This is a genomic window from Magnetococcus sp. PR-3 (genome assembly GCF_036689865.1).
Taxonomy (GTDB): domain Bacteria; phylum Pseudomonadota; class Magnetococcia; order Magnetococcales; family Magnetococcaceae; genus Magnetococcus.
The window spans coordinates 129,357-149,068 of sequence record NZ_JBAHUQ010000014.1 but is presented as its reverse complement, the minus strand read 5'-3'; the positions used below and the strand labels follow the sequence as shown (position 1 = coordinate 149,068).

Sequence of the window (19,712 nt, the reverse complement as noted above, 5' to 3'; positions counted from 1 at the left end):
TATCTACAAGATCAAGAAAAACAAACCTCTAAAAACCAACCAACGCTCGAGCTTAAACATTCTATCGCCCCAAGCACACACCAGCGACACATGAAATACCGCAGACAAATGGGCTTATTCCACACATTATATATGTCTTTTATTGTTCAACACCAACCCACACCGCCATGACAGCAAGCAAACGCTTAAGCCCATGAGCAGATACCAGCACACCTGAGCGCGTTACACAGCCAGAGGGCAGATGACACAACGACCAGTAAAAGATAAACCAAAAAAAGCCCGACCTATAAAGGCCGGGCTTTTTCCATAAACGTACTCAGTTAAGCATTAACCATCACTGGTAATCTGAGCCACAATCTCTTTCAGCGTATCTTCACAACCTTCATTCCCCACCTGGCAGGTACCAGCATTGCGGTGACCACCACCGCCATACTTCAGTGCCAGCTCACCAACATGGGTGTTTGAAGTACGGTTGATGATGGACTTACCAATGGCAAAGACCGTGTTCTGGCGCTGGTATCCCCACAGTACGTGGATCGAGATGTTGGTCTCAGGATAAAGCGCATAGATCATGAAACGGTTGCCGGCAAAGATGGTCTCTTCATCCCGCAGATCCAACACAACCAAATTATCATAAACGGTGGAACAACGACGGATCTGATCTTTAAACTTCTCTTCATGCTCAAAGTAAAGATCCACACGCTCCTTCACATCGGTTACTTCCAGGATATCCTCAATGGTATGATCCCGGCAGTAGTCGATCAGATGCATCATCAACTGATAGTTGGAGATACGGAACGTACGGAAACGACCCAAGCCTGTACGGGCATCCATAAGGAAGTTCAGCAGATCCCAACCCGTAGGGTTAAGAACTTCATCTTCTGTGAACATGGCGGCATCGCCTTTGTCCACAGCCGTCATCAGTTCATGAGAGATCCGTGGTAATTTTTCAGCGCCACCAAAGTATTTATAGACAACCCGTGCCGCCGAAGGAGCATGGGGGTCGATAATATGGTCATCGGGAGCAGCATCGCCTCGACGGATCAATTCCGAAGCATGGTGATCGAACGCTAAATGCACACCTTCCACATAGGGAAGGTTGGTGGTGATATCCCGCCCAGTGATCTCGATTTTGCCATCCTGCATGTCTTTGGGGTGGACAAATTTGATCTCATCGATCATGTCCAGTTCTTTAAGAACAACCGCACACACCAGGCCATCAAAATCGCTCCGGGTAACCAGACGGAACTTTTGAGTATCAGACACCGGAACCTCCTCCGTAACCAATCCAGGGCAATTCGTGGATTCTTGCCTGTTATTTTCCCACAAAACATTTGGAGAATTGAGGAAAAGAAAACGTTTAACTCGAAAGATACCCAATCGGGAAGGGTTTGGAAACCGTTTTCACGCAGATTGGTACACTTTCGCAACTATCAGTCCATTTTAGACCGTTTTTACGACCCTTTTATGATCGCACACAAAAACTATCTGCAAGTGATACGCCAGCAGCGATGAATGGGAGGATCTCTTTGAAAATCAGGATCAAGAGTCTGTCGGGTAATATCTTCCAAAACCAGCCCCTGTGCCTCAAGCACCTCTTTTTCTAATTTAAACTTCCTTCGGTTTGTCGAAAAATAAAGAACACCTTCCGGGTTTAGTAAACGAGCTGTAGCCCCAATCAAGTCAACCTGATCACGCTGGATGTCAAAACTCTCACGCATACTTTTGGAATTGGAGAATGTCGGGGGATCCAAAAAGATGAGATCAAACGTTTGATCGGTCTCTTTAATCCAGGTCATACAGTCAGCTTTGATAAACCGGTATTGGTGCTCCCCTTTAAAACCATTTAAATCCAGATTACGCTGCCCCCACTCCAAATAGGTATTGGAGAGATCCACACTTGTTGTCGTTAGCGCCCCACCTGCAGCGGCATGTACCGTGGCCGTGCCCGTATAACAAAACAGGTTCAAAAACCGTTTCTCAGCCGCCTCTTCAGCGATACGACGCCTTAACGGAGCATGATCTGGAAACAGGCCGGTATCCAGATAGTCCGTCAAGTTGACTTCAAAATTCAAACCACGCTCATGTACCAGAACTTTTTGACCACGCGTGGCCATTTTATCATACTGGTTATAGCCTTTTTGCCGTTTACGCTGCTTAACAACCACCCGCTCTGGTGGCACACCCAACACATCTGGGATCACTGAGCAGGCATCCTGCAAGCGCCGGTGGGCATCCGCATCCGCAATGGTACTTGGGGCCTGATACTCTTGTACGACAATCCAATCTTCATAGCGATCCACCGCCAATGAATACTCAGGCATATCGGCATCATAAAGACGGTAGCAGTGCACGTCCTCTTTTTTCACCCATTTTCTCAGCCGTTTTTGGTTCTTTTTCAGACGATTGGCAAACATTTGTGCGTTTTCAGGAGAGACCACCCCCTGGCGCATATCTACCTCTGGTTTTTTCTTACCTTTGCTGGGAGCTGACTCTGGTGCTTGACCATTAAGAATATAGGCACAGGGAATAGGACCATTATTCAGGTCCATACGCTGCCCTTGCTCAGGAAGACCCATAGCACTTTGCCAAAGCACATCTCCCATCAGTACACCGCTGCGCCACCCCAACAAGGGCCCATTAAGCAGCATACCAAGTTTTGCAAACAGTGCCTTAAGTTCAACAACCTCCCCCAAACGTTCACCATAGGGGGGGTTGGTTACCAAGACCCCTGGCTGCTCGGACCAATCTGAACCTTTTTGCCAAGCGGCAACATCACGATGATGATAACGGATAAAGCTCTCCAACTCGGCCTCTTCCGTATTACCTTCAGCCACACGCACCATATAAGGGTCATGATCGCCAGCTTCAATGATGGGCATGTGATCCACTGCCGCTTGCTGGCGTTCAATGGACTCCTCCCCCAAACGTTGCCAGATATCTGCAATACCTTCCGCCCCACGCCAACGGCGAAAACCAAAATATCGACGCAATGAGCCTGGCGCAACATCCCCGGCCATCATGGCGGCTTCAATGGGCAAAGTACCAGAGCCACACATGGGATCAACAAAGGTCGCCCCCTCGCGGGCCAGCTCCGGCCAACCGGCATAATAAAGCAGGGCCGCAGCAAGGTTCTCTTTAAGGGGAGCATCACCAGCTCTTAAACGATACCCCCGGCGGTGCAAACCTTCTCCTGAGAGATCAATACCCACCCGCCCCTCAGTACCACGGATCCCCAAATTAATGCGCAGATCAGGTCGGGCAGGATCCACACTGGGCCTGCTCCCTTTTTTATCGCGAATACGATCCACCACCGCATCTTTAAGCTTTTGCCCACCAAAATTGGTATGACGAATGGTGTTATTGGTACCAATACAATCCACAGCCAAGGTACCTTCAGGGGCCAGATGCTCTTCCCATGGGATGGCATAGATGGATTGGTAGAGCGCATCGGGGCTCGAAACATCAATCTTTTTTAACGATAGAATGATACGAGTCGCCACACGGGACCATAGACAGGCCCGCAAGCCCATCTCGACATCCCCTTCAAACCCGACACCGGCTGATGCAGGACGTACAGACTTCGCGCCCATCTGCTTTAACTCAGCAGCCAGCGCAGGCTCTAACCCCCGTGCCGTGGTGGCAAAATAACGATACATAGGTACCCCGAAAAAAAACGCGCAGGAACTCCTGCGCGTATGTTCACAATGATCGATTCACTCGGTGCTTCATCGCACCACCATGACCGAACCTTTGCCGTGTTGTAGCACACTGACCGCCACACCACCTACAAAGAAGCGTTTTAATGCACCGGTAGCTGTGGCAGACAGTACCGCCAGAGAATACCCTTCACTCTGAGCCACAATCTCATAGGCAGGGTCCCCTACCCGTGTAATGACCTCTTTGGGTTCAATCCCCAACTCCGTGAGCGCCCCAATGGCTTTGTTCAGACCTTCCTCTGCTTCACTGCGCCCCTCCTCATCGGCTGAAACAGCCAACAGTGAGACCGGACATTGGCAACGGTGGGCCAACATTGCATCATTACGCACCATATCAATGGAACGGGGAGATCCATTGGTACAGATCAGATGGCCATGCCCCTCCTCTAAGCCCCGCGCCAGGATAACCGAGCACTTGGCATGAATAGCCACCTTCATTGCCACAGGTGTAGGGCCGAGGACCTTTTCAACCGCACCACGTGGACCTGAAGCCCCCATGATTATGAGGTTATATTCCCCTGCCTCCTGCTCATCTAAAATCCCCACTTCAATACTGCTGGCAACTTTGAGACGCAGGGTAATGGTTTTTCCACTTTCATGAAGAAAGGTCAGGGTGTTATCCCCAGCAGGATCACCATGGGCCTCCTGACTGGTTTGACTGGCCTCCCAATCATCAGACATCTCCCCCATATCCATGAGGATTTGATGCCCTTTTTTCAACCAACGCATACCGGGCAGGTCCTGCCCCCAATCCAAAATATTCTCACGGGCAACACGAACCTGCAAACCCCCTGTGCGCAGCCCCTGATCGATAGGCCGAACATAGAGTAAGGTGATATCACTATCCACCCCATGGCCCAGTTTAGCCGCATAACGCAGACCGCGGTAGGCATCCTCAGATCCATCGATGCAAACCAGAATGCGGAAGCGTTCGTCAGCGCCCATCTCTTCGATGTTCAAACTTTGAGTCATGGTCTTCTCCTATGGCTCAAACGCCGATGAGCGGCCAGTAAATCGCCGCAAAAACAAGCATTAAAATGGTGGACATCACCGCCATCCGCCACCCCACATTGAGGAAGTCGGAGGTTTTCAAATAACCCGATGCATAAACAATGGTACAAGCCGGCGTTCCCACGACGGTCAAGTAAGCAAACGCAGATGAAATAGAGGTAATAAAACCAATGACAATGGGGCTTTCCCCAGCGGCATTGGCCAAATTAAGAACAATGGGACCCAAAACCGCCACCGCAGCACCGTTTGACATGGTATTGGTTACGCCAGTAGTTAAGGCAGAAACCGCCAACCACAACCCCATACCTTCATCCGCCCCCAGTGGGGTCAGCAGGTTTAGGAAGCTGGTTGCCACCCACTCGGCTGCCCCAGTATCTTTCATCTGAACACCCAGTGAGATGGCAGCGGCGTAGAGCAACACCACCCCCCAGTTCACACCATTATTCAGATCTTCCCACTTGACCAACCCCCCAACCAGAAAGGCCGCAGCACCCAAGATGGCGATGGTACCCATACCCACCCCTTCTGAGAGCCCAACCCAACCATAAAGAATAAGGAAAAACATAATGATGGAGGCGTAATGTTTCGCTTTTAAAGGTCCTTCAGCTTCAACTTGTGCCCTCAGTTTAGCCACTGCAGGGGCCAGATCTGAATGCTCAGGGCGGAAGGTAAAGAGCAAAATCATGGTTACAAAAGGTAACTGTAACAAAAACATGGGATAGGCGTAGATCATCCATGTCACATAATCAATGATCACCCCTTCAAAATCAGCCCAATAACCGATCATAATGGCGTTTCGTGCCCCACCGGATGGGGTACCAATACCAGCCACCGAGCAACCATAAGCGATCGAGAAGAGCAACACCGCTGCCAGATTACGCACCTTGGTCGGATCATCAGAGGTAAGCGTAATAAGGGTGATACCCACGGGCAACATCATGGCCGCCACAGTGTGCTCACCAATAAAGGAGGCCAAAAGACCAGACATCACGGAAATACCAAAGGCGATACGTGAAGTCTTGGTACCTGTAAAGCGGATGATAAATAGCGCAATGCGCTTATCCAACTTCTGTTTGACCACCGCAACAGCGAGCATTAGAGAGCCCATGATAAAGAGCACAGAATCACTCATCAGACTACGGGCAACATGGGAGGAGTTAATGCCCATCAGCAATACCTGCCCGATAACAATCAACAGGGCCACGGTAGGCAGGGGAACAGGTTCGGTCACAAAGAGAATGGTGGCCACCACGGTCATGGTTAAGACCACTCGCCCCTCTTCAGTCAACCCGTCGGGTAGGGGCATTAAAGTCAACATTAATGCGCCAACCAGCATGGCGATAAAGAACCATCTTTTCTCACGCAAATAGGCCACGGTGTAACACCTTGATCAAGTAGAGGAGAAAACAGGCCATATCCGTGGCCCAACCATCTTGGGTGATCCGTCACTCAGAAAAATGAGCCTTAGCGCATACCCAGAGCTTGAAGATAGAGGTGTAACAACGCCTCTTGCTCATCCAGTTCATGGGTATCCATTTTACGGATCTTGATCACTTGACGCATCACTTTGGGGTCATAGCCCAGGCTCTTAGACTCCTGGTAAATATCCCGAATGGCTTCAGCGATCCCTTTTTTCTCCTCCTCCAACCGCTCAATACGTTCGATCAGCTGTTGAAAGTGGCCTGCTTCGATGGGCAGGTTATCTTCTTCTTCATTGGATGCATTTTCTGGTGAATCGTTCAACATGGCCTCCATTCAAGCGCCACCATCAGCAGTGGCAATACCATCCATTCAGGCCAAACAGACCTGGAATGGATAGAATATATCCGAACTGCTCAAACAAAGCCAGAATCTGACACGGCTTGTTGAATCCAACCCCTTTGACTACACTCTTTAACCGAATGTTTGCTGCACTTTTTTGAATACAATCCAGATTAGGATTAAATGGTATGCCCCCTACCCGCACTTTTATAGCACTCGGAGCACTCTTTGCCCTAACAGCCACTCTCTTTGGTGCCTATGCCCACCATAGCTTACGACCTGAGCTGTTAAAAATTGATCGCTGGGAAGGGGTGGCCCTGGCCCTGCAATATCAGTGGTACCATGCCTTAGCATTGGTGGGGTTTGGGTTGTGGGTAAGCCATTTTAAGGTCGAAGGGAAACATCGGTTTATTGGCTGGCTCATGGTAGTTGGTGTCGCTTTGTTTAGCGGTATGATCTACTTACGGGCGATCAATCCTGCCTTTGAAATAGCCGCCAAACTGACCCCCTTAGGTGGCTTGTGCTTAATGCTTGCCTGGGGTTGGTGGGCCTGGGCGGCTTGGCAGACCCCTGCTGTATCAAAAGAGATTTAGCCGCACCAGAACCCAAGATAGACCACGCACACTCCACTTTTTTTCTAATAAAAGCCCCAAGCAACCCTATGCTGAATAGGCTTTCATACCAATGCATGTTGTAAAACAGCAACGCGTCACCATCCCCCCCTTTGATCATCAACAGGGATAAACCTGTACAGGGTACACCGTAATAAAAGCCCTGGCCTGAGATTATGTGCAGACGTCCCCCCTTTCACCCCCCCCCTTGACCCAAGAGGGGCAGGATCATCACACGTACAAGATGAGATAAAGCAAAAAATTGACATTACCTTCCCGCCTCCTCCCCGCCCTCACTTCGTGAAAAAAAACTTCTCAATCAAATAACCCCCTGTCTCTATAGGCAGATACAGAGGGTCATCTTAGCAGGCATCGCACACGGGTATGTTCTTTGCTTTTTGCATCGTGTTGTCTCTCAACACTCTTTGCAGGAGCCTGCGTTATGCCGCCGCTGCCAGAAACACCCCGCTTTGCGTTTAAAGAACTCCATACCTTTCGCTGGCTCCACAGCCTTAAGCAGCGGAAAGACCCATCCGCAGAAGCCCTCTATACAACCCTAGATTGTACGATTATGGGGATGAGCCAAGAGGATGCAGAGACCAGTAATCTTATAGCTTGGCTAGAACAGAGAGCAGAGCAAGACGATACCACCTGTCAGGTTTTGCTCTATATGATTTATGAAGAGTTTAGCCGCAGATCATCTCGCCCAGTTTTGTTATCTGGGCGTACCTCATCACACAGATTAAAGCCTGTTACGGATACTTATGCGTCTAAAGCCCAGACATGGTTAAACCGTGCGGCAGATCTTGGTTGTGCCGAGGCACAGTTTAGACTGGCGGAGATAGAACGTTATCAGGACAAAGAAAACAAGGGCTTTAGCTGGTATGAAAAAGCTGCTGAGCAAGAACATATGCTTGCTCAGCAACGCTTGGCAGAAGCTTACATATATGAGCTTGGTGTTCCCAAAACCTATTATATTGAACAGCTCGAAAAGTTTAAACGGAACCCTGTTGATCCATATAACCTTGACCCTTTCTATCATGCAGATCATGAATTTTCTGCTTACAGGGCGCGTAAATTTGTCGAGTGGATGAAGAAATCAGCACAGCAGGGCAATATAGAGGCCCAATACCTGTTAGGTAAAAAATATGCCCAAGGCTATAACGAGGACACAGAGGCCCCCAGCCATGAGACATGGCAAAAAGCCCATGACTGGCTGCAAAAAGCAGCGTTAGCAGGTCTCCCAGATGCTGCACATGAGCTAGCCTATCTTTACAACGAGGAGTGGGGTGGTCAGGCCAACCCTGAACAAACAGTGATCTGGATGAAAAAAGCGGCCCATCTAGGGATGACAAATGCCATGTATTGGTTGGCGGAAGGCTATATGCATGGCAAAAATAACCTACCCCAAGATCACAACCAGGCCTATCAATGGCTTAAAACAGGGGCTGATCATCATCACTATGCTTGCGCAAAGGCCATTATTCCCTGTTACCAAGAAGGGATAGGTACCCAAAAAGACCTTGAACAAGCAACTTATTGGGAAAACCGTATAGCCCTTTTAGATGACAACACCTCAACATGCAGCTCGAGAGATATAGGCGAAATCAATTTATTTCGCTCACCCACAGATATGCAATGGCTAACAGAAGAGGCAGAAAACGCCGATCCGGTGGCCCAACGCACTCTTGCCGGTATCTATGAATATAAGAAGATTGAACAGGCCATTGCACTCTACGAAAGAGCGGCAGCATTGGGAGATATGCCCGCTCAATTGGCGCTCTATAAGATCTACACCCAAAACCGATCACCTGACACAACGACCTGTAATCCTGAAAGAGCGCACCATTGGCTGATACAACGGGCACGGGCAGGAGATAGAAAAGCCCAAACACAGCTGGCATGTGATTATTTTCATGAAAAAAATATGAAAGGCCTTCGTAACAAGGCCCCTTATTGGTTTATGCAGGCCGCTGACCAGGGGTGTCGCACGGCACAGTACTATCTAGGTGCCATGCATTATTATGGAGAGATCCTAGCTGAGGATGCTGAAGAAGCACGGAAGTATCTACAACCCAGTGCTGAGAAAGGTGAGGCCAGTGCACAGTATCTGTTGGCCGAACTCTATAAAGGGACCTTTAACGAGGCCACCAAGAGCTTTTACTGGTTTGAACAAGCTGCGGAACAAAACAATGCTAAAGCCCAACTGGGGTTGGGCTTTCTCTATGCAGAAGGGCTAGGCACAGCTCAAGATTTTGCCCAAGCACACCACTGGTATACACAGGCTGCCAAAAACGGACAAGGATTGGCCCATAGAAACTTGGCTTACATGTTTTTTAATGGTCAGGGTGTGAAAAAATGTGCTCAGACAGCACTCTCTTATTTGGATGCTGCCGAAGAGATGGGGTCTGATATCACCGCCTTACGAGAAGAGATCCTCCTAAGCACGCAGTTTCCCCACACTCTGATTGCGCATTTGGAAAACTATGTATTCGCCACCCCCCTGCTATGGATGAAGCGTCTACTGGCCAATCGCCGTCAGCTGCCAACCCGAGGCAGTACCTCCTAAAGGGTAAAGCGCATGATGTGATTGATGGATAACAGCCTTAGTTACAGTCACTTACTTAATGAACACCAGTGTAATGTCTTCATTCTTTAAAAGCACATAAAAAAAGGGGTTGCCCATATGGACAACCCCTTTTGTATACTCACTGTTGAAAATGATTAAGCCATCAACAGTTTGTTCATACGCTTAACAAACTGATTGGGATCCTTCAACTGACCGCCCTCTGCCAGCAATGCCTGGTCATGAAGAACATGGGTCAGCTCCCCAAACTTATCCTCATCAGACTCACTGCTCAAACGCTTCAACAACGCATGATCAGGGTTAATCTCTAGAATACGCAGAGAGTTTGGCACTTCTTGTCCGGCCTCTTTAAGCAGGCGCTCCAAGGTTGCACTCATATCGTTGGTTTCGCCCACCAGACAAGCAGGAGATTCGGTTAAGCGGTGGCTCAAGCGAACCTCTTTCACTTCCGCTTCCAGAATTTTGGCCATACGCTCAGCAATCGGCTTCATCGCCTCTTCTTGCGCTTTTTCAGCCTCTTCATCCTTCTTATCTTCTGCATCCCCTTCAAACTTGGAGAGATCCAGCTCACCTTTGGTGATGGCCTGCAAGGGCTTACCATCAAAGTCGGTCAAATGAGAGACGGTCCACTCATCCACACGGTCAGAGAGCAGCAGAACCTCAATACCCTTCTTACGGAAGATCTCCAAATGAGGGCTTGCCGCACAGGCCTCATAGCTCTCACCGGTCACATAGTAGATGGCGTCCTGGCCCTCTTTCATACGCTCAACATACTCAGCCAGCGCAATTTTGGGATCTTGGACATCATCATGGGTTGAGCAGAAGCGGCACAGCTTGGCGATACGCTCTTTGTTGGCCGTATCTTCGATAATGCCCTCTTTGAGCACCATGCCAAACTCTTTCCAGAACGAGGCATATTTCTCAGGATCGTTCTTGAGCATATCTTCCAACATGCCCAGGACCTTGTTGACAGCACCCTTTTTAATGGCCTCAACCTGCTTGTTCTGTTGCAGCAACTCACGGGAGACGTTCAAAGGTAGATCGGAAGAGTCAATGACACCCCGCACAAAACGCAGGTAACGGGGCAGCAACTCTTCACTGGAGTCCATGATAAAGACACGGCGTACAAACAGCTTTAAACCACCGCGACGATCCCGGTCCCACATATCAAAAGGTGCACGACCAGGGATGTAGAGCAGCAGAGTGTACTCCATGCGCCCTTCCATACGGGCATGGACCCAATGCATGGGGTCTTCAAAATCATGCCCGACATGCTTGTAGAACTCCTTATACTCCTCATCGGAGATCTCACTTTTAGAGAGCGTCCACAGGGCACTGGCCTTGTTGATGGTCTCAAGCTCTGGGGTCTTAGGCGCTTCAGGCTCTTCCCCTTCAGCTGGGGGAGGAGGAGGAACTTCCTCAAGCATGCGCACAGGCCAGGTCACATGGTCGGAGAACTTGCGTACGATAGAACGCAGACGCCAGCCATCCAGGAACTCTTGCTCCTCTTCACGCATATGCAGGGTAATGCGCGTGCCCCGTTCAGCTTTTTCAAACTTCTCCAAGGTATAGCTGCCATCACCAGCAGAGATCCAGCGGTAACCTTCTGAAGCATCGGCACCGGCTTTACGGGTCTCCAAGGTAACCTTATCAGCCACGATGAAGCTGGAGTAAAAACCGACACCGAACTGACCAATCAGGTGGGCATCTTTTTGCTGATCACCCGTCAATGCCTTAAAGAACTCCTTGGTACCTGATTTGGCGATGGTACCAATATTGGTGATCACCTCATCATGGGTCATACCAATACCATTATCGATGATGGAGAAAGTGCCGGCCTCTTTATCAAACTCAAGTTTGATATTCAGCTCGCTGTCACCTTCAAACAGGCTATCATCGGAGAGTGCCTCAAAACGAAGTTTATCGTTGGCATCGGAGGCGTTGGAGATCAATTCCCGCAGGAAGACCTCTTTATTGCTATACAGTGCGTGGATCATTAGATCCAGCAACTGGCTTACTTCGGTCTGAAACTCATGCACTTCCGTCTCGGTGGCGGCACTCATGGGCTGCGTTCTCCCTGTTTATTCCCATACACCTTGTGGGGTATAGGCTGTTATATCTCTTGTTCAGAGCATATATGGGTAGCCCCGCGCCACTTTGCAACCGTCTAGGCAAAAAAAAGTTCACACCATGCAACTTCTTTGCACACGCAACAGACAAAAGAAGCCGATGTGCACACTATTTGCAGTAAAGCTTCGCACAGCCAATCAATTTTAAAATGACCTGTGGCCGGAAAAAAAATGATACCGACCGCACTCTCTTGAAAGGACACACAATGGGTATCTTCCGCGCCCTCCCCCTGCACCTATTTATGATGGCCGCATATTTTGCTCAGGTACAGTTCATGTATGCGGGCAATGCAGACAAGGCTATGGATGTTGTTGTCAAGCGGTTTGATCTGCTATCAGGGGCAACAATCACTTTAACCACAGGTGAAATTTTCATCATGGTGGCCATTTTCTTACTCTTTATTGAGATGGTCAAATCCACCAGCAGCAGCATGAGTTCAGTGATTGACCATATGATCTCCATGCTCTCATTTGTGGCACATTTGGGGTTGTTCTTGATGATTCCTATGGCAGGTCACCCCATATTCCTAATCCTGACACTGATCGCCTTTGTGGATGTCATTGCTGGCTTTACCATTACCATTGTTGCAGCCCGACGGGATGTCACAGTCGAATAAAGCAGGGCAGTACGATCATGGGTAAGATAAAAACGGGCATAGCTGATAAAGCTGTGCCCGTTTTCATTCATACACCCATTAAAGCCGTTGCAAACCAACAAGAACAGACAACCCGAACCATTTCTTTTGATCGTCTAAGCCGTAGAGAACCCTCCAGCGTGTTCATTCATCAACGCTTATTGACTTTAAGCTATGGGCCTCAATTAAAGCTCTCCACATAAATGATATAAATGGGATACCGCTTTAATCAATCCATTTTTTTACCTCGTTTATCGCTCCATGTACGTGCTTTTGCATTTCATCCTACAGAGACCACACTTTATTTTATGGTAATGATATAAGCAGGATTTACAGCCATGCTTTTATAATTAAACGAGATGTTTTTATATTTCGAAAAACATTATTCACACCTTTTTTATATTCGATCATGCAGGTATTAAACACCCACTCTCTTTTGCAGGTTAAACATCCCTCTTAATCTCTATAAAACCCTATTAATCTGGAACTTTTTACTAATGACTAAATCTAATCACTCCGATGAGTAATGACAAGTTTGCCTATTTTCGTATAAGCACACCGTTTTTCGTTCAAAACAGATCATAAATTACCTATAATTGGGTTGGTTTTGGCACTCGGCACAGGCGGCGACATATGAACGCAACAGATGATTCCATTGAAGAACTTGAATCGTATGATGAGGAAGATGATTCCGAATCAGGCGGGATGACTCGTTTTGGCATAACCCGTGGTCAAGCCATTGGCCTGTTTTCTGTGCTCCTTTTTATGATTGGTGGAACAACGCTCTACCTCATGGGTTTTCTCTCCATGGAAAATGCGTTTGATCTGGGAGACCGAGTCAACCAGACCGTTGAAATGGAAAAAGATAGCAAAGAGGTCAAAGAGTCCAAAAAACGTGATGAGGTCGCCATAACCGGCAAAAAGAGTCGAGCCTCACGAAAGAGCAGCCGTGCCTCTAAAAACCATTCACAAGCAGCTTCAAGCCAAAATGCCAGTCAGGGTGGACAACAGAGTGATCAACAACCTGTAGTTCAGGGCATCCGGCTAGAGAACATTCGTGTTGGCTCTTCCAGCAATCATTATCCACCTGCGCCAAAGGGGGAACGCCGGGCTTTATCCTCTCTATCCAACAGTGGCGAACATGCGCTAACGGGAGCACGGGTCGTGATGGAATTTTTAGACCGCAATGACAAACCAGTCGAACAGCGCACCATCAATCCTCTGGTGGTGGCTGGGGGGGTGCTTGGAGATGTGGAAAAACCCATAGCCCCAGGTGAAAGACGACCCTTTGCAGCCAGCCTGAACAACATCTCTTCCAGTTGGTCAGGAAAGGTACGTGCAACCGTAGAAGGCATGCAGTTTAAAGGATGGGACACCGCTGAACTACACCAGTAACACGGTACATCCTTCAGGCGGGACATCTGTTTTACGGACACTTTTTCGATAAATCAGTTTTTTTTACCGACTAATGTGGGATTTTATTTGATTTTTTTCTCTACTCATGCGATCCATGAGGCACTGTTTTCATTTTTTTATTCGATATTTGCTTAAACGCTCCCGACCGAGCGTAAAGGTGTGGCCTAAAAGCCACGCCTTTTTTTATTTATAAGTGATAAATAATTTTGTTCTCATCACTTGTCTGCTTTTTTACCTTTGATCTGTACCATCCCCCACCGCTAGACTTTCTATTCACATTACTTTCTGCGATAAGTTCCACACCTTTGGGGCGGGAACGCCCGCACCTTCCAGGCGACACCAACGGGTTATACTCATGTCCTTTACGCCCCAACAGCAGCATGCAATCTATGAGACCATTTTTAAACGTCGTGATGTTCGTAGTGAGTTTCTTCCCGACCCCATTCCGGATGATGTCTTAAGCCGGCTATTACTTGCAGCTCACCACGCCCCTTCAGTTGGTTTTATGCAACCTTGGAATTTTCTGGTAATTCGGGATCAAAAGGTTAAGCAGCAGATGCATCAAGCTTTTGAAAAAGCTAATTCTGAAGCTGCCGAGAAGTTTGAAAATGAACGGGCACAGATGTACCGCAGCTTAAAACTGCAAGGCATCATGGAAGCACCAATCAATCTCTGCATCACCTGTGATCGTGATCGCTGTGGACCTGTTGTCTTAGGCCGTACACATATGCCGGAAACAGATCTGTACAGTAGCGTCTGTGCCGTCCAAAATTTATGGCTTGCAGCTCGGGCTGAGGATGTTGGGGTTGGATGGGTCAGCATTGTAGACCCAGATGCGTTAAAATCGATTTTAAATATCCAAAAGGACAATATCGTACCCGTTGCTTATCTGTGCATCGGTTATGTCTCTCACTTTCATGAGACACCTGAACTGGCTCAAAAGGGGTGGCGACAGCGCTTGGACCCAGCCTCTTTGATCTATTATGATCAGTGGGGTGAACAGCAAAGTGAAGAGAGCTTGACTCAAGCTTTGCACGAACAACAACAACGCTTAATCCCGTAAAAACAGTGCCGTATTGAGATGACAGTGCTCAAAACCCAATCACCATAATGTGGCAACGCCTGACAGACAGAACCTAAGCCCCCTCCACACTTTCGGGATAATCTAGAGCTTGGCCGCTAAAAGCAGCGATTTAATAAACCAAAGAGCACCTAAAGACCATCCTGCATTTCAAACACCAATAACCCTTCGCTTTTGTGCGCGGACTTATAAGCATGACAGCTTTGGCCTGCGACAAACCTGCTCAACATCCCGATAAAACGTGTTCGAGAGGAACAGAACATGGGGCAGATCCAACACTCTCATACCCAATTATTGGATCTGCATTTTATGCTAAGTAAAAATGTAAAGAGTGAGCGCTATGTAGTAATGAAGAGACACGGCTCAATGTTTAACCCTACCTCTATTAGCTTTTTTGTATAACAGCCTTCAAAGACTGCTCAACCTGCTGCAAGCCACCCTGTTTGCGGATCTGGCCCAACATCGATTGAAAACGCGCCCGATACGGTTGAGAACTCTGCTGGATACGAACACTCTTAATACCTGGGAGTTGTACCAGAGCTTTTTGGAAGTGGTTATGGTCAAGAACTTTTTGTGCCAAACGAGGGCGAGGAGAGTGTTCGGGGTTAAGTACCGTCAAAGTGGCTGTACCCGACTTTAGCTTCACCGTAAAAGGGAGTGCAGCCATGATGCGAGGGTCCGTATGGCGGAAGATAGCCTGCACGGTTACACCAGCACCCGCCCGCCCTTGACGCTTTTGATCATAAACTCGGGTAAAAATTTGGGCGTTCTGCCCCGAGTGTAAGGCGCGGAACAGAACTTGTGTATCACTGCCCTGTTGTTGCCGTACAGCGTTTGCCAGAACCTGACGCTGTTGGCGATAGGCCATCTGCACCGCCTGTTGTTGACTGGCTTTGGCCCCCAGCATAGCGCCCCATCGATTCTGGTCTAAAACTTCAACCCGAACCTTTCGACCTTTCACTTGCTGAACCTGAAAGGGAAAGAGCTCAAGCCCAGGCTGACTAAGCAAAGCTTGCTGAAGCTTTTTGGCCATATCACCACTGTGGGCATACAACGGAAAAAGCAGCGCAACAAAGACCAAAAGCAAACGTAGATGGAGCATGGTGCTATCCTTGGATACCAGAAGAACCAACCCGCCAACGATGACAGGCTCTTACCAAGGGTATCTGTGCAGGAACTGCGCCTATTTACGTTTTAGCCGATAGAGTGCGGAGATATCCTCTTCACCATGACCTTGTTCAATAAGCTGTTCATAAGCACCCATGGTGTCAGAAAGAAAGGTGTCGTCAAGCCCAGATTGAGCTGTCATGGTGTGACAGATGCGCAGATCCTTAAGGTGATGGGCTACTTTAAACCCTGCAGGAAACTGATCTGCGACCATGGTGGAACCCCGGTGTTCTAAAAACCAGTTACCCGCAGCACCACCACGTACAGCATGAATCAATTTATCCATGGGTAGGCTAAGCGCATCCCCCAAAGCCAGCGCCTGCGTGACCGCTTGATTCACCCCAGCCACCATCACCTGATTCACCGCTTTGGCAACCTGGCCAGACCCTACAGGCCCCATATGAGTGACTTGGGACGTCATGGGTTTTAATAGAGCCCCAATCAGCTCCAGCGCATCTTTATCACCACCAACCATCATGGAAAGCGTGCCTTTTTTTGCCCCTTCAACACCACCTGTCACAGGTGCATCTAAAAAAAGGACCCCTCTTGAGCTGAGCTGTTCGGCACAGCTTATGGCTGTTTGAGGATCTACGGTGGAGCAATCCACCACAATTTTACCAGGCGTTAATCCTGGTAATAGTTTTTCCATAACCTCAAAGAGATCTTTATCTTCAGACACACAGGTAAGGATCACCTCACAACGTCCTGCCAGTGTGGCGGGGTCGGTAGCCACAGCTACACCACTTTCCTGCTCAAAAGCACCCGCTCGGCTGATGGTACGGTTCCAGACAGCCTCCAATAAGTTGGCCCGATGCAGATTCATGGCCATACCCCAGCCCATCGCCCCCAGACCGATCACACCAACTTTCATACCTGCCCCCTTGAGGCTGTACCACAACTTAATAGTTACCGTGTACCACCGCAAAGTGGTCCAACAAGGTTCCCATACCCTCTGGCAATGTTTCACGCACAGCACGGAAGATCCAATCACCTTCACTGCGGTACAACAAACCTAACAACCAACCGTACTCACCCTCACCACCAGGGTGGATTTCACGATGAGCCAGCTCTATGGGCTCACGGCCTGGTAGCACCAGACCAAAATGGGCTCGACGCAGCATACCCAAGTGACTTTTAGGGATATCCTCTTGTGGTATGGTCGCTGAAAAAACAATCTGTACAATATCGTCAGGTATGCTCTCAAGCCGAATATTCATGCGCTCTTCTGCACTACGGCTTTCATTGGCCTGATCATCTCCCATATGCACAATAGATCCACAAGGAGACTCTTGGTTGTTAAAGAAAATCATCTGCCCATCAATGAGCATACGCTCTTCCATACCCAGCATGACGGCAGAGATATCCATATCCATCATCTGTGCACTGGCCTCTTCATCCCGCTCCCACTGGTACCATAGCTCAAAGGATGAAACCGCCTTACCCTCATGGGTAAGAAAGAAATCTTCATCTAACTGCAATTGTGTCGACATCCGCTTTTCGCCTCCTTGGCGTGTCCAGCTTTTGACACCCTACACAGACCCCTGTCCCATACTCTTTGTACAGCTTAACAAAGATCCCAACCCTATGTAACCGCGAAACAATCCAAAAAGTATGAACAGCCACAATCCATGAGAAGAAACCCTAATACTTTTCATAAAAAAACCGCCCCTAAATAGGGGCGGTTTTTTATTCAACACACTGTAAAGTGAGGCTTACAGCTTAGAAGCGTGAGCTTCCAGGTACTTAGCCACACCTTCAGTGGAGCCTTCCATACCGGCATCACCATCTTTCCAACCTGCGGGGCATACTTCGCCGTGCTCTTCAGTGAACTGCAGAGCATCGATCATACGCAGCATTTCGTCGATGTTACGACCCAAAGGCAGATCATTAACGACCTGGTGGCGTACCACACCCTCTTTGTCGATAAGGAAAGAACCGCGCAGCGCAATAGCATCGTTGAACAGGACATCATAGTCGCGGGCGATCTGCTTGTTCAGATCTGCAACCAGAGGATACTTAACCTGACCGATACCACCATTGTTGACTTCGGTATTTTTCCAAGCCAAGTGGCTGAAGTGGGAATCGACGGAGCAACCCAGCACTTGAACGTTGCGCTTTTCGAACTCAGCCAAGCGGTGATCAAAAGCAATCAGCTCTGAAGGACAAACAAATGTGAAGTCCAAGGGATAGAAGAACAGTACGACGTACTTGCCCTTGTAATCCGACATGGAGATCTCTTCAAAAGAGTTGTCAGCCATGACGGCTGTCGCTTTAAAATCTGGGGCTTGCTTGGTTACCAGAACGCTCATCGGAAAACTCCCTATACATCAGTAAAAAAGAAAAATCCAAAACCCCATTACGGGGATATTTAACAAAGTTTAAGTACGCAACAACTTGCCGCGTCGAAAGACAAGATACAAACAAGAATGTTGATCGGTCAACAATAATTTTCCCCTAACCTGCTTTTTTTTAGCATAGGATAAGACTATACATTCAATAGCTTCACACTATCCACATTTATCAATATTTATCATACACTTAAACAAGAACAATAAATATCAGAAAGCGGCCAGGAAATGTAAGCTCCAACGCCGTTAGCGCCAAGCTGAATGGATTACGTGGAGACAGGGAGCAATGCCAACCTTAAAGGTTGCTCCGAGACGACAGGTTGCAATTGAACCTGAAAAGCCTCCGTAGTCTGGCCATTCAATACCAACTTCTCGGTATCGTGCAGTATGCGCCCTGTCTGAAAAATCTCCCGTATGGCCAAACGCACATAAGAAGCCGACTGCTCATAAGACCAAGCCGCCACGGTCATCTCCAGCTCATATCCTGTAAACAGAGACAAACCGACGGTTTCACACCACCCACCTGTTTCAAGGTCCGAGGCGTGAAAACCAATCCAATGCGTTTCGGGTAGATACGATGATGCTTCAGGGTCCCCTTCCTGCTGCTTTTCCATGGCGGTAAAGATCTGATTGGCATACCCCAAATACTCTGCCCAGGAACAGAGCATACCGCTATGGTTCCAAAAAGCCCCCAAAGGTTGGATCTTCTCCTGCAACCCATCCCCCAAAAAAGCACAGAAGTGCATAAGACCAACCCCAGCAGAGATGGTCTCTTCCAAGCCACTGCCCTGCCCACCCGACAGTTCAGAAACAATCCAATGCCCTTGATGGCTGGTCACCAGCTCCCGCAAAGCCTCACCTTGTGGGCCATAATTCAAAATTTTTTCAAAACTATCCTCAGCCATCGGCTGATCCAGAGGCATAATCGCATAGGTACGCCCCATACATTTCACAATGGCTGATCCGCCCTCTTCGTCATGGGCGCTGGCAATAATCTCAAACGCTTCTGCGGGTAGATAGTGAGAGAGTGCCTGTTCCAGCATAGCTCGAGTTGGATCCACATTCTGACCAAGAAGAAGGGTCTGTAAAAAAGTGGTTGCTGAGCTAGGCACAGGGCTTGTCTCGTCACCTGTTGTGCAGGAAGGTTGCGTAACTTCCGGTAATTTATCAGACATCACTTTCACCTAAATTCAAAGAGAGCATCAAAGGCACATAGAAAAAGAACGACTCCTACCCAGAGCCGTTCT

At 48.5% G+C, this 19,712-nt stretch carries 16 protein-coding genes; 5 read left to right on the top strand and 11 right to left on the bottom strand.

The genetic code is table 11. The features are described from left to right. Positions 1–327: 327 nt before the first annotated feature. The 5 genes from V5T57_RS10125 to V5T57_RS10105 form a co-directional block, all read right to left on the bottom strand. Positions 328–1,266 carry an exopolyphosphatase gene (locus V5T57_RS10125; RefSeq protein ID WP_332891089.1) on the bottom strand — a complete coding sequence of 313 codons (939 nt, stop codon included), beginning with the start codon at positions 1,264–1,266 and terminating at the stop codon, positions 328–330. Between the two features lie 218 nt (positions 1,267–1,484). Beyond that, positions 1,485–3,659, bottom strand: a complete 2,175-nt coding sequence (rlmKL, locus tag V5T57_RS10120; RefSeq protein ID WP_332891088.1) for a bifunctional 23S rRNA (guanine(2069)-N(7))-methyltransferase RlmK/23S rRNA (guanine(2445)-N(2))-methyltransferase RlmL — start codon at positions 3,657–3,659, stop codon at positions 1,485–1,487. A 69-nt stretch (positions 3,660–3,728) separates the two neighbouring features. Next, entirely contained in the window at positions 3,729–4,691 is a 963-nt protein-coding gene (locus V5T57_RS10115) for a universal stress protein (RefSeq protein WP_332891087.1), read from the bottom strand. A gap of 16 nt (positions 4,692–4,707) precedes the next feature. Beyond that, positions 4,708–6,105, bottom strand: coding sequence for an SLC13 family permease (locus tag V5T57_RS10110; RefSeq protein WP_332891086.1), 1,398 nt, complete (start codon positions 6,103–6,105; stop codon positions 4,708–4,710). An 89-nt stretch (positions 6,106–6,194) separates the two neighbouring features. Then, positions 6,195–6,476, bottom strand: coding sequence for a DUF2312 domain-containing protein (locus tag V5T57_RS10105; RefSeq protein WP_332891085.1), 282 nt, complete (start codon positions 6,474–6,476; stop codon positions 6,195–6,197). Positions 6,477–6,679: 203 nt separating this feature from the next. Between V5T57_RS10105 and V5T57_RS10100 the strand changes: the two genes are divergently transcribed. Continuing rightward, on the top strand, positions 6,680–7,084 hold the full coding sequence (locus V5T57_RS10100; protein WP_332891084.1) for a DUF423 domain-containing protein: 405 nt from the start codon (positions 6,680–6,682) through the stop codon (positions 7,082–7,084). 460 nt (positions 7,085–7,544) lie between these two features. Next, positions 7,545–9,671: a tetratricopeptide repeat protein gene (locus V5T57_RS10095; RefSeq protein ID WP_332891083.1), complete on the top strand. Its 2,127-nt coding sequence runs from the start codon at positions 7,545–7,547 to the stop codon at positions 9,669–9,671. A 155-nt stretch (positions 9,672–9,826) separates the two neighbouring features. On the opposite strand, the gene htpG is transcribed toward V5T57_RS10095, so the two are convergent. After that, positions 9,827–11,752 (bottom strand): molecular chaperone HtpG, encoded by a 1,926-nt coding sequence (gene htpG / locus V5T57_RS10090; protein ID WP_332891082.1) that lies wholly within the window; start codon positions 11,750–11,752, stop codon positions 9,827–9,829. A gap of 272 nt (positions 11,753–12,024) precedes the next feature. On the opposite strand from htpG, the gene V5T57_RS10085 reads away from it, so the two are divergent. The 3 genes from V5T57_RS10085 to bluB all read left to right on the top strand — a co-directional run bounded on the left by V5T57_RS10085 (position 12,025) and on the right by bluB (position 14,932). Beyond that, positions 12,025–12,435: a hypothetical protein gene (locus tag V5T57_RS10085; RefSeq protein ID WP_332891081.1), complete on the top strand. Its 411-nt coding sequence runs from the start codon at positions 12,025–12,027 to the stop codon at positions 12,433–12,435. Between the two features lie 651 nt (positions 12,436–13,086). Continuing rightward, on the top strand, positions 13,087–13,848 hold the full coding sequence (locus V5T57_RS10080) for a hypothetical protein (RefSeq protein WP_332891080.1): 762 nt from the start codon (positions 13,087–13,089) through the stop codon (positions 13,846–13,848). 376 nt (positions 13,849–14,224) lie between these two features. Further along, positions 14,225–14,932, top strand: a complete 708-nt coding sequence (gene bluB / locus V5T57_RS10075) for a 5,6-dimethylbenzimidazole synthase (RefSeq protein WP_332891079.1) — start codon at positions 14,225–14,227, stop codon at positions 14,930–14,932. 403 nt (positions 14,933–15,335) lie between these two features. On the opposite strand, the gene V5T57_RS10070 is transcribed toward bluB, so the two are convergent. The 5 genes from V5T57_RS10070 to V5T57_RS10050 all read right to left on the bottom strand — a co-directional run bounded on the left by V5T57_RS10070 (position 15,336) and on the right by V5T57_RS10050 (position 19,640). Next, positions 15,336–16,052, bottom strand: coding sequence for a hypothetical protein (locus V5T57_RS10070; RefSeq protein WP_332891078.1), 717 nt, complete (start codon positions 16,050–16,052; stop codon positions 15,336–15,338). Between the two features lie 81 nt (positions 16,053–16,133). Further along, the gene (locus V5T57_RS10065) at positions 16,134–16,988 is read right to left on the bottom strand and encodes an NAD(P)-dependent oxidoreductase (RefSeq protein ID WP_332891077.1); all 855 of its coding nucleotides are present in this window, start codon (positions 16,986–16,988) and stop codon (positions 16,134–16,136) included. A 28-nt stretch (positions 16,989–17,016) separates the two neighbouring features. Further along, positions 17,017–17,607, bottom strand: coding sequence for a TerD family protein (locus V5T57_RS10060; RefSeq protein WP_332891076.1), 591 nt, complete (start codon positions 17,605–17,607; stop codon positions 17,017–17,019). Positions 17,608–17,829: 222 nt separating this feature from the next. Then, the gene (locus tag V5T57_RS10055; RefSeq protein ID WP_332891075.1) at positions 17,830–18,426 is read right to left on the bottom strand and encodes a peroxiredoxin; all 597 of its coding nucleotides are present in this window, start codon (positions 18,424–18,426) and stop codon (positions 17,830–17,832) included. A 305-nt stretch (positions 18,427–18,731) separates the two neighbouring features. Then, entirely contained in the window at positions 18,732–19,640 is a 909-nt protein-coding gene (locus V5T57_RS10050) for a hypothetical protein (RefSeq protein ID WP_332891074.1), read from the bottom strand. Positions 19,641–19,712: the final 72 nt, after the last annotated feature.

Bases quoted from the DNA above. Each gene is read 5' to 3' on its own strand.
- rlmKL (WP_332891088.1), bottom strand. From the start codon at position 3,659: ATGTATCGTTATTTTGCCACCACGGCACGGGGGTTAGAGCCTGCGCTG.
- V5T57_RS10115 (WP_332891087.1), bottom strand. From the start codon at position 4,691: ATGACTCAAAGTTTGAACATCGAAGAGATGGGCGCTGACGAACGCTTC.
- V5T57_RS10105 (WP_332891085.1), bottom strand. From the start codon at position 6,476: ATGTTGAACGATTCACCAGAAAATGCATCCAATGAAGAAGAAGATAAC.
- V5T57_RS10100 (WP_332891084.1), top strand. From the start codon at position 6,680: ATGCCCCCTACCCGCACTTTTATAGCACTCGGAGCACTCTTTGCCCTA.
- V5T57_RS10095 (WP_332891083.1), top strand. From the start codon at position 7,545: ATGCCGCCGCTGCCAGAAACACCCCGCTTTGCGTTTAAAGAACTCCAT.
- htpG (WP_332891082.1), bottom strand. From the start codon at position 11,752: ATGAGTGCCGCCACCGAGACGGAAGTGCATGAGTTTCAGACCGAAGTA.
- V5T57_RS10085 (WP_332891081.1), top strand. From the start codon at position 12,025: ATGGGTATCTTCCGCGCCCTCCCCCTGCACCTATTTATGATGGCCGCA.
- V5T57_RS10080 (WP_332891080.1), top strand. From the start codon at position 13,087: ATGAACGCAACAGATGATTCCATTGAAGAACTTGAATCGTATGATGAG.
- bluB (WP_332891079.1), top strand. From the start codon at position 14,225: ATGTCCTTTACGCCCCAACAGCAGCATGCAATCTATGAGACCATTTTT.
- V5T57_RS10070 (WP_332891078.1), bottom strand. From the start codon at position 16,052: ATGCTCCATCTACGTTTGCTTTTGGTCTTTGTTGCGCTGCTTTTTCCG.
- V5T57_RS10065 (WP_332891077.1), bottom strand. From the start codon at position 16,988: ATGAAAGTTGGTGTGATCGGTCTGGGGGCGATGGGCTGGGGTATGGCC.
- V5T57_RS10060 (WP_332891076.1), bottom strand. From the start codon at position 17,607: ATGTCGACACAATTGCAGTTAGATGAAGATTTCTTTCTTACCCATGAG.
- V5T57_RS10055 (WP_332891075.1), bottom strand. From the start codon at position 18,426: ATGAGCGTTCTGGTAACCAAGCAAGCCCCAGATTTTAAAGCGACAGCC.
- V5T57_RS10050 (WP_332891074.1), bottom strand. From the start codon at position 19,640: ATGTCTGATAAATTACCGGAAGTTACGCAACCTTCCTGCACAACAGGT.